This window comes from Paraclostridium sp. MRS3W1, from assembly GCF_032465715.1.
In the GTDB taxonomy this organism is placed as follows: domain Bacteria; phylum Bacillota; class Clostridia; order Peptostreptococcales; family Peptostreptococcaceae; genus Paraclostridium; species Paraclostridium dentum.
The window spans coordinates 1-10,953 of sequence record NZ_JAWDJM010000019.1; the positions used below are offsets into that span (position 1 = coordinate 1).

At 29.2% G+C, this 10,953-nt stretch carries 8 protein-coding genes; 1 reads left to right on the plus strand and 7 read right to left on the minus strand.

Annotated features, from left to right (window positions below):
- The first annotated feature begins 312 nt into the window (after positions 1–312).
- Positions 313–1,977 (plus strand): ABC transporter substrate-binding protein, encoded by a 1,665-nt coding sequence (locus tag RWY47_RS01340; RefSeq protein ID WP_167402794.1) that lies wholly within the window; start codon positions 313–315, stop codon positions 1,975–1,977.
- A 116-nt stretch (positions 1,978–2,093) separates the two neighbouring features.
- On the opposite strand, the gene RWY47_RS01345 is transcribed toward RWY47_RS01340, so the two are convergent.
- From RWY47_RS01345 to RWY47_RS01375, 7 genes are all read right to left on the minus strand, one after another.
- Positions 2,094–4,460, minus strand: coding sequence for an HAD-IC family P-type ATPase (locus tag RWY47_RS01345; protein WP_168931935.1), 2,367 nt, complete (start codon positions 4,458–4,460; stop codon positions 2,094–2,096).
- Between the two features lie 224 nt (positions 4,461–4,684).
- Positions 4,685–5,398 (minus strand): 2,3,4,5-tetrahydropyridine-2,6-dicarboxylate N-acetyltransferase, encoded by a 714-nt coding sequence (dapD, locus tag RWY47_RS01350; protein ID WP_021430864.1) that lies wholly within the window; start codon positions 5,396–5,398, stop codon positions 4,685–4,687.
- A 14-nt stretch (positions 5,399–5,412) separates the two neighbouring features.
- Positions 5,413–6,159: a 4-hydroxy-tetrahydrodipicolinate reductase gene (dapB, locus tag RWY47_RS01355; RefSeq protein ID WP_150842295.1), complete on the minus strand. Its 747-nt coding sequence runs from the start codon at positions 6,157–6,159 to the stop codon at positions 5,413–5,415.
- A 10-nt stretch (positions 6,160–6,169) separates the two neighbouring features.
- The gene (gene dapA, locus RWY47_RS01360) at positions 6,170–7,048 is read right to left on the minus strand and encodes a 4-hydroxy-tetrahydrodipicolinate synthase (RefSeq protein WP_021430862.1); all 879 of its coding nucleotides are present in this window, start codon (positions 7,046–7,048) and stop codon (positions 6,170–6,172) included.
- A gap of 18 nt (positions 7,049–7,066) precedes the next feature.
- Entirely contained in the window at positions 7,067–8,065 is a 999-nt protein-coding gene (locus tag RWY47_RS01365; RefSeq protein ID WP_025162731.1) for an aspartate-semialdehyde dehydrogenase, read from the minus strand.
- A gap of 329 nt (positions 8,066–8,394) precedes the next feature.
- A complete protein-coding gene (locus RWY47_RS01370; protein ID WP_168931938.1) occupies positions 8,395–9,120 on the minus strand; it encodes a gamma-glutamyl-gamma-aminobutyrate hydrolase family protein in 726 nt (241 codons plus the stop codon).
- Between the two features lie 212 nt (positions 9,121–9,332).
- Positions 9,333–10,856: an FAD-dependent oxidoreductase gene (locus RWY47_RS01375; protein ID WP_168931940.1), complete on the minus strand. Its 1,524-nt coding sequence runs from the start codon at positions 10,854–10,856 to the stop codon at positions 9,333–9,335.
- Positions 10,857–10,953: the final 97 nt, after the last annotated feature.

Below are 10,953 nucleotides of genomic sequence, written 5' to 3' on the forward strand. Positions count from 1 at the left end.
GTATAATTTTCATTAACATGAAATAATTTAAGTGAATTTTTATATTTTTCAATATTTTTCAAAAATTCTATTTAATTGCTTTATAATATTATTAAATACTGCTATACTCATAATATATTTTACTTTTCACATAAATTTTTCAAATTAATATTTGATTATTTTTGAATCTAATATTAATATTACTTAAAAATTTTAACTAATTTTAAATTAATCTAATCTTGATCTACTTTTCAAATTCACGACTCATAAATAACTTCTTTTGTTTATCTTAAATTTTTTATTATAATTAATATGTTTTTAGGGGGTATTTTTATGGTACTAAGAAAAAAATTAGCTTTAATATTTGCACTCTCGTCAGTTGGGGTATTGTCTTTAGTCGGTTGTTCTAGTACAGATTCAAATCAAGGTAATTCAGGTTCTTCAAAATCTATAGACCCTTATGCAGTGCTTGCAAATGAAAATGCTCGAAAGGCCATAGTCATGTCAATAGACAGATCTGAAATTACCGATGTGCTATTAAACAATGGTTCTGAACCAGTTTCATTTATTACACCTAAGGAGTTAGCATTTACTAAAGATGGAAAAGATTATAGGGATATAGTAGGAGATATGGGATATCAATCAAATGATGAAGAAGCTAAAAAAGCTTGGGCTAAAGCTAAAGACGAGTTAGGGTTTGATACTGTTACACTTGAATTACTATCTTATGAAGGTGAGTCTGGAAGAAAAACAGCTGAATTTATACAATCAGAACTTAATTCTAATTTAGAAGGCCTAAATTTAGAAATTAAGCAGCAACCTTTAAAGCAAAAACTAGATTTAGCATCTAAAGGAGATTATCATATAGATTTAAACGGTTGGTCTGCTGATTATCCAGATCCTCTAACATTTTTAGAAATTTTTACAACACAAGGTATGTATGGACAAAGATTAGCTTATTCTAACCCTGATTATGATAAATTAATTGAAGAGGCGAAAGTAGCTGAAACTCCTGAAGAAAGTTTTAAAAAATTTGGAGAAGCTGAAAAACTATTTTTAGACTCTGCTAATGCATCTCCACTTTATCAACAAGGATCATCATTCCTTCAAAAAAGTTATGTAAAAGATATAGTTAGATATACTTATGGTTCTCCAGCTTCATATAAGTGGGCTGATGTAGATAAAGAGTCTAAACAATTGAATTTAACTTTGGCTGGAGATATTCCTACACTTGATGTTAGTAAAGCATCAGATATGGACTCATTTTATATGATAACAAATACTATGGAAGGTCTAACAAGAGTAGATGCAAGCGGAGTTGCAACTCCTGCTATGGCAGAAAGCTGGGAACAATCAGAGGATGGTAAGACATGGACGTTTAAAATTAGAAAAGATGCTAAATGGTCAAATGGTGACCCCGTTACAGCTCGTGACTTTGAATACTCTTGGAAAAGAACTTTACAACCTGAAACTGCATCACAATATGGATACGTTATGTATGATATAGAAGGTGCTAGTGATTACAATAACGGTAAATCTGAAAATGCAGATAATGTTGGAGTAAAAGTAGTAGATGATTATACTTTAGAGGTTAAGTTAAATAGACGTGTTAACTATTTTGACCAACTTATGTCTTTCTGTGTATTCTTCCCTCAAAACCAAAAGTTTGTAGAATCTCAAGATGGTAAAAATGGTACTACAGCTGAAAACTCTGTATATAACGGACCTTTTACTATGTCAACTTGGAAAATGGATGATTTATGTGTTTTAAGTAAAAATCAAAATTATTGGGACAAAAATGCTGTAAAATTAGATACAGTCAATTTAAAAGTTGTTAAAGATACTAATGCAGCTATAAATTTATATGAAACTGATCAAATAGATGTAGTTGGCTTATCTTCTGAAAATGTTGATAAGTATAAAGACTCTAAAGAATTTATGACGACTAAAAAAGCTGAAACATTCTTCTTATTAATTAACAATAAAGGTGCTAAGTAATTTTTCTATAAATTCCAAAAAAATGTTTAGAAACCTAATTATAGTGTATATATATAAAGATAGCTGCCTTGAAATAGAGGTGAATCTTGCCAATAAAAAAGGCTGACACACGGGTGTCAGCTTTTTTTGTTTTGCTTCATTTTGCTTTTATATTTAACATATTTCATTACAATATAAGTTACCATTTTTCTAATAAACTTATATATAGGTATAACTGATAAAATTAACGGTATATATAGTATCATCATTTTTAAGTTAATAATATTTACAAATGAGAATATGTTCCTAAAAAGTATAATAGTTAAAACAAATATAGTAACTAATGTAATTATCATAAATCCTACTTTTTTATCAATTGGTTTAGATATATGCCATAAAGATGTAAAGCAAACCGATCCTGTTAGTAATACACATAAAGTTGATATAACTGCTTCATTAAAGTTTAACATATTACCAACTATTGAGATTATCATTATATAAAAAACTGCACAAATTCCAGATGTTAATGCTGGTATAGAAATATTTAATAATAGATTTTCTTTTATTTGTGAATAGTTCGGTCTAAATGCTAAGAAAAATGATGGAATTCCAACTCCAAGTGAAGTTATCGGCATCAACTGTATAGGATGAAATGGATAAGATCCCTTCATAAATATAAAAATTATAGCTAATATAATTGAATATACTGTTTTCATTAAATACTGAGATGCCACTTGCTGTATATTATTTACTACTCTTCGACCTCCCATGACAACACCTATCATGGAATCAAAATTAGAATCTAAAAGCACAAAATCAGAAACTCCCTTTGCTGCATCACTACCTTCTGCCATTACGATACTACAATCAGATTCTTTAAGAGCTAAAATATCATTCACGCCATCACCTGTCATTCCAACAGTATGTCCTTCATCTTTAAATATTTTTACAAGCTCCTTTTTCTGTTCAGGGCTAACTCTCCCGAAAATTTCATATTTACTTGTATAATTTTTTAAGTCATCATTATCTGAAATACTACTCATATCTATGTATTTATCAGAATTATCAACACCAGCTCGTTTTGCAATTTGTGAAACAGTTTTTGGATTATCTCCTGATATAATTTTGATAGCTACTCCTTGTTTTTTAAAATAATTCAATGTATTTGCAGCCTCTGGTCTTATTGTATCTTCCATAATAGAAATACCTATTAATTTTCTATCTTTTGGAAGTTCATTATCAACTATAGAGTCATTTGAATGTGCAAAAACTAAAACTCGCTCTCCTTTATTAGTAGATTCATCTATTATACTTTGAATACTTGGTGATATTTTTTCAAAAACAAATTCAGGAGCTCCCATTATATAACTACCTTCTTTTTCAAAAGTAACTCCACTCCACTTTCTAGCTGATGAAAATTGCACCCTATTAATGGGTTTCCAAGATTTCGGACTTGGAAGTTCTACCTTTAAGGCTTTACTCGTTGCGTTTTCTTCTAAATTTTCTACTAAAGTTGAAATTCCTTCTTTCAGTTTGTCTATTTCAAAATCTTCACATGTGATTATATCTACTAACTTTATATTTCCATCAGTTATAGTACCTGTTTTATCTAAACATAATAAATCTACACGAGCTAAGTTTTCAATAGATCCCATAGTTTTTACGAGAACTTTTTTCTTGCTCAAATTAATAACCTCAACTGCTAATGCAATAGAAGTTATTAATATTAGACCTTCTGGTATCATTCCAATCATAGCTGCTGAAACACCTAATATAACCTCATTTGTATTTATACCTGAAGTTGACTTTGATAAAAATAGTGCTATTCCAATTGGCACTATAAAAAAAGCAAGTCCTTTTATAATTTGTTTAAGAGTTTTTATTAATTGACTATTTATATCTTTTTCCTTTTTTGCTTCCATTGCAATTTTAGATGCATAGCTTTCTTCTCCAACATTTACAACTTTTACATATGCCATCCCACTTATAACATAGCTTCCTGACATAACTTTAGAATCTACTGTTTTTAAAATTGGATCAGATTCTCCAGTTAGTTGAGATTCATCTACCTCTATACCATCAGTCTTAACAACTACTCCATCTGCACAAATTTGAGAACCTCTATTTATTACCATCAAATCATCTTTTACTAAATCATGTTGATTGATTTTACTCTTTTGATTATCTCTTATAACTGTTATTTTTGATTGATTTAATAAAGATAGCTTATCTATGCTTTTTTTAGCTCTTACTTCTTGGAATATACCAATAGATACATTCGAGATTAAAACGCCTAAGAACAATAGATTTTTATAACTTCCAGTATATATGATTAAAGTAGCAATTATAATATTTATAAGATTAAATAATGTACATATATTATCTTTAAATATTTTATTATAACTTCTAGTTAATGGCTTTATCGGAACATTTCTTTCCCCACGTTCAATTCTATCTATGACTTCTTTAGTCGACAATCCCTCTTGATTAAACTCTATACTCATAGACTAAACCATCCTTTCCGCATAATTTTTAAACATTTATTAGCACCATAGTTATATACTATTTTTAACATTTAAATATAAAAATATATTAACCTATAAAAAACTAATTAAACTACATTTTTCAATTTTTTTCATATATTTTCAGATATTTAAATTTTCTACTATCATATAATTTTTATAAATAAAAAAAAGCTGATATTAATATCAGCTTTTTTATCTTTTTATTAATCTAGATTTCTTAAATCATCCATTAATTTTGTTTTATCAGCAGTTTTCTCATCTTTCATTTTTATTACTTTAGCAGGAGAACCAGCTACTACTGCTCCGGCAGGAACATTTTGTGTAACTACAGATCCAGCAGCTACTACTGCACCTTCTCCTATTCTTACTCCTTCAAGGATAACTGCGTTTGCACCGATCATTGCATCATCTTCTATTATAACAGGATCTGCTGAAGGTGGTTCTAAAACACCTGCTACTACTGCTCCAGCTCCAAGGTGTACATTTTTACCAAGTGTACCTCTAGCTCCTATTACTGCATTCATATCTACCATAGAACCTTCTCCAACTACAGCTCCTATGTTTATAACTGCACCCATCATTACTACTGCATTTTTACCTATAGTAACCATATCTCTTATATGAGCACCTGGCTCTATTCTTGCATGTTCATGTAAGTAGTTATACATTGGTATAGCAGAGTTTCTTCTGTCATATTCCATGTGTATATCAACTAATTTATCCTTTTGAGCATCTAAAACTGATTTTATAGAATCATAATTTCCTATTATAGTGTATGATCCATTGCTTCCGAATACTTTGTAGTCTTCAGTTGACTTAGCATCTAACTCTCCATTAACATAAACCTTCACTGGTGTCTTTTTTTCTACTGTTTTTATATACCTTGCTATTTCATATGCGTCATTTAAGTTTATCATCTGTACCCTCCTAATTACTTTAACATGTCATCCATATTATAATATCCAGCTTCTTTATTTGCTAAATATTTAGCTGCTGTTATTGCTCCATTTGCAAATATATCTTTAGATTGAGCTCTATGAGATATCATAACCTCTTCATCTAATCCTGCAAATATAGCTTCGTGTTCTCCAACTATTGTTCCACCTCTTATAGCATGTATACCAATTTCATTTTCATTTCTTTTGGCATCTCTACCATGTCTTCCATAGTTATATATAGAATCAGGTAAAACTTCTTTCATAGCATTTGCTACCATTATAGCAGTTCCACTTGGAGCATCTACTTTCTTATTATGATGCTTTTCTATTATTTCTATATCAAATCCTTGTAATGCTTTTGCAGCTTCTTTTACAAGCTTTAACATTACATTTACTCCTAAAGACATATTAGAAGAATGGAATATTGGTATTACTTTTGAAGCTTCTTTTATTTTTTCTAATTGTTCTTTAGTAAATCCTGTTGTAGCAATTACTAAAGGTGTTTTTGTTTTAAGCGCATACCCTAAAACATCATCAAGTGCAGAGAAATGTGAAAAATCTATTATAACATCAGCACTTTCTTGTATATCACTCATTTTAGTGTATAGTTTGTAATCAGTTGTCTCACCTGTTGGCATTGAGCATCCGCAAACTAACTCTAAATCTTTGTCTTCATTTACGCATCTAGTAAGTACTTTTCCCATCTTACCAAGAGCGCCATTTACTATAACCTTTATCATGTCTTTCCTCCTATAACTCAAACCCATAGTTTACAAGTTCGTCTCTTAATGTTTTTAAATTACTTTCTTCCATTGGAGCTAAAGGAAGTCTTAAATCTCCAACCTCAAAACCTAATAAATTCATAGCAGTTTTTACAGGTATTGGATTTACTTCGATAAATAGTTTATCTATTAATGATTTCATACCCAATTGTAATTTTCTTGAACCTTCAACATCACCATTTAAGAATTTTTCTACTAAATCATGAGTTTCTTTAGGACATATATTAGCAACTACTGATATAACTCCTACTCCACCAAGAGATAATAGAGGTAATATTGAATCATCATTTCCTGAGTATATTGCAAATCCTTCTGGAACTAATCTAGCTATTTCTGCTACTTGCGCTAAATCACCGCTAGCTTCTTTAACAGCTACTATATTTTTAATTTCAGCAAGTTCTGCTATGACACTAGGTTTTATGTTAACCCCAGTTCTTCCTGGAACATTATATAAAATTATTGGTAGCTTAGTGCTAGCTGCTATTGTTTCAAAATGAAGCTTTAATCCTCTTTGATTTGTTTTATTATAATAAGGAGTTATTACTAATAATCCATCTACTCCTAATTTTTCAGCTTCTTTACTTAAGTAAACTGAATGCATAGTATTATTAGAACCTGTTCCAGCTATAACTGGTATTCTTTTATTTACTTTTTTAACAGTAAAATCTATAACTGCAAATTGCTCTTCATCTGACATAGTTGTAGATTCTCCAGTAGTCCCACAAACTATTAATGCATCCGTTTTATTTTCTATATGGTATTCTATTAATTCTCCAAGTTTATTGAAATCTACACCAGTTTCATTAAAAGGAGTAACTAACGCAACTCCAGATCCCTTAAATAACATAATTTATACCTCCCAATTTTATACTAAATCATATTTTAAAAGAAGTTCAGCTATTTGAACAGCATTAGTCGCAGCACCTTTTCTTATATTGTCAGCTACTACCCACATATTTATTCCGCTGTCTACACTGAAGTCTCTTCTTATTCTTCCTACAAATACTTCGTCTCTTCCACTTAATTCAAATGCAGTTGGATATACATTGTTATCTATATCATCAACTAATTCTAAGCCTTCAAAACCAGCTAATACACCCTTTAATTCATCTATTTCAAAATCATTTTCAAACTCAACGTTAACTGACTCACTATGTCCGTTTACTACTGGAACTCTTACTGTAGTTGCAGTAATTTTTAAGTTATAGTCATTTAAAATCTTCATAGTTTCATTAATCATTTTCATCTCTTCTTTTGTGTATCCATTTTCCATAAATACATCTATATGAGGTAAACAGTTATAAGCTATAGGGTGTGGATAAAATTGATTAGGAACACCATTTATTCCATCTTCTAAATCTTTAGTACCCTTTACTCCTGATCCTGAAACAGCTTGATATGTTGAGTATACTATTCTTTTTATTTTATATTTATCATGAAGAGGTTTTAATGGAACCATTGCTTGAATAGTAGAACAATTTGGATTTGCAATTATTCCTTTATGTTCTTTAACAGCTTCTGGATTAACCTCAGGTACCACTAAAGGAACATTTTCATCCATTCTCCATGCACTTGAGTTATCTACAACTACTACACCTTTTGATGCTGCTATTGGTGCATATTTTTCACTTATACTTCCTCCTGCTGAGAAAAGTGCTATTTGTATATCTCTATCAAATGAATTTTCATTTAGTTCTTCTACTGTATATTCTTTTCCTGCAAATTCTACTTTAGATCCTGCTGATCTAGCTGAAGAAAATAGGTATAAATTATCTATTGGAAAGTTTCTTTCTTCTAATACTTTTAAGAACGTTCTTCCTACCATACCTGTCGCTCCAACTATAGCAACGTTTACTTTTTTCATATCCATACGCCTCTTTCTTCTTAAAAATTTCATCATCTAAATAATATATACGTAATTCTAGTATATATTATTTTAAATATCAATATATTGTAGATAAACATAGCATTAATCGCAATAATTTAGAAAATTTAAGCACTAATATCCATGTTACTATCATCTATAATTTATACTATGATATTAATATTTCTTTAGTGAACTAATTAGTATCTTAATTTATATTGCAAACGCTTAGCAATTATGATATAATTCACTTAATTTGAATACATCACAAAAGGAAAAACCGATAGATAATGATTTATTTCTATCGGTTTTTCCTTTTTATTTTAACTTTAATCTTCTTTACACTCTTTTATAAATCTTTTAAATATATTTAGCATATGTTCACTATGATCTACCATTAATTCTGGATGCCATTGAACCCCAAGAACAAATTTTTTACCTATTTTTTGAACAGCTTCTATTACACCATCATTTGAATATGCTATTACCTTTAAGTTATTTCCTAATGTTTTTACACTTTGATGATGGTAGCTATTTACTAAAACTTTTTCATTAATAATCTCTTTTAATATAGACTCTTCTTTTATATCTATATAGTGAGTTCCTAAATATGGCTTTGTTTGTTGATTATGTTTTATATGACTACTTCTTATATATTTTAAATCTTGATATAAGCTTCCTCCTAGTGCTACATTTAGTATTTGTAACCCTCTACAAATTCCAAGTATAGGCTTATCTTTTTCTAATGCTACATTTATAGCCTCTATATCAAATTCATCTATATCTGGATAAATATAACCTAACTCTCTAACTGGTTCCTCTTTGTATAATGTAGGATTTACATCATCTCCACCTGAAATTATAATTCCATCCATAGCTTCAATTTGTATTTTTATATTTTCTTTGTCTCCATTTACAGGAATTACAACTGGAACCCCACCAGCTTTTTCAACTGCATGTATATACGAATTTGGCAAGTGAACTCTCTCTATTCCAGTAAACGCTCCGCTATCTATAGTCGCTAAATTTGCCAATATACCTATTAAAGGTTTCATACTTATTCCCCCACCTTATAAAATTATTTAAATCAAACTAACTTTTAATTTGTAGCTACATTTATACTATGATTCTATTTACCTAAGTTTCCTCCCTCTAAATTTATTTCTTTAATATATATATTTAATTTGTTTTAAATTAATTCTTTCATTAAATACAAAAAACCTACCATTAAATCTATAAAAAAAGATTTATATGATAGGTTTTTTATTTACAATATTTTAGGATCTATATCATTTTTTTCTTCATCATATCTATTTAAATTTCTTAAAGCAGGACCCTCTATTACATTTCCTTTGTAATCAAATCTAGATGCATGACATGGACAATCCCATGTTTTTTCTGCTGAGTTAAAAGTTAACTCGCATCCTAAATGTGTACAAGTTATATCTACTATATATAGCTTTCCATCATAGTCTTTGTATGCACCACATCTTTTACCATCTACATTCACTATTTTACTTTCGCCTTTTTCTAATATTAAATTGTTATCACCTATTTTTAGCTTTCCACTTACATATTTCCAAGCCACATTAATATTTTGAGTTATAAATTCAGTTGTAAATACGCTACCCGTTCTAGAGGGATTAAATATATCTTCAAACTTTGACTCTCTATAACATATTAAATCTCTAATTATCATAGATGCTAATGTACCGTTTGTCATTCCCCATTTGCAAAACCCTGTTGCGACATAAAAATTTTCTTCTTTTTTATTTACATACCCTATATATGGTATATTATCAAAGCTTATATAATCTTGTGCTGACCACTTACATTTAAATTGCTTAACTTTAAATTTTTCACCTAATTCATGTATTAACTCTTCGTATACTTCACCTTCATTTTTACATTGTCCAACTTTATGATCTCCTCCACCTAAAATAATTAGATTTTGACCATCTCCACAATAAGGTTTAAATGTAAATCCACTGTCTTCAACACTTAAATACATTCCTTTTGGTATATCTCTTTCATACTCTCCAGCTAATAAGTAGGATCTTTCACCTTTTTCTTTAGCAAAATAAAGATTTAATCCATCATACCAAGGAACATGAGAAGCTAATATAACATTTAATGCTTTTATTGTTTTTCCATCTTTAGTCTTTAAATTATATATATTTTCTTGTTCATGATCTACTATAGGAGTTTCTTCATACACTTTAACGCCTAACTTTAAACATTCCTTAGTTAGTGCATCTAAGTATTTTTTAGGATTGAATTGAGCTTGGTTAAAAAATTCTATCGCTCCTTTTACATCAAATGGTATATCCAAACTATCATGGTATTTACAATCAATTCCTAACTTTTTACAAGTTTGATATTCTTCCTCAAGCTCTTCTATATAGTTTTCATTATCTGAGTATATAAAGGAAGATAATCTTTCAAAGTTGCAATCAATATTATTACTCTTTACAATTTCCTCTATTAAATCTATAGCACTTTCATTTCCTTCATGATATAGTTTAGCACTGTCTAATCCATATTTATTTCTTATTTTTGAATATACAATTCCATGCTGCGAAGTTACTTTACCTGTATTTCTTCCGGAACTTCCATATCCTATTTTATGAGCATCCACAATTGCAGTTTCTATTCCCTTTTTTGATAGTAAGTAAGCAGTTGTCACACCTACTATACCACCACCAACTATAATAGTATCTACTTCTAAATCTTCTTTTAGCTTTTCATAACATTCACCTTTAGAACTTAATATCCAATATGATTCTTTCATAAATTTATATATAACTAGCTAACCTAGTTACTCCTTTCTATATTATTTTCTTATATTTGTATAATTCCCATTTTATTAAATTTAATCTAAATTAGAT

Bases quoted from the DNA above. Each gene is read 5' to 3' on its own strand.
- dapD (WP_021430864.1), bottom strand. From the start codon at position 5,398: ATGATAAACTTAAATGACGCATATGAAATAGCAAGGTATATAAAAACA.
- RWY47_RS01375 (WP_168931940.1), bottom strand. From the start codon at position 10,856: ATGAAAGAATCATATTGGATATTAAGTTCTAAAGGTGAATGTTATGAA.
- RWY47_RS01370 (WP_168931938.1), bottom strand. From the start codon at position 9,120: ATGAAACCTTTAATAGGTATATTGGCAAATTTAGCGACTATAGATAGC.
- dapA (WP_021430862.1), bottom strand. From the start codon at position 7,048: ATGTTATTTAAGGGATCTGGAGTTGCGTTAGTTACTCCTTTTAATGAA.
- RWY47_RS01365 (WP_025162731.1), bottom strand. From the start codon at position 8,065: ATGAAAAAAGTAAACGTTGCTATAGTTGGAGCGACAGGTATGGTAGGA.
- RWY47_RS01345 (WP_168931935.1), bottom strand. From the start codon at position 4,460: ATGAGTATAGAGTTTAATCAAGAGGGATTGTCGACTAAAGAAGTCATA.
- dapB (WP_150842295.1), bottom strand. From the start codon at position 6,159: ATGATAAAGGTTATAGTAAATGGCGCTCTTGGTAAGATGGGAAAAGTA.
- RWY47_RS01340 (WP_167402794.1), top strand. From the start codon at position 313: ATGGTACTAAGAAAAAAATTAGCTTTAATATTTGCACTCTCGTCAGTT.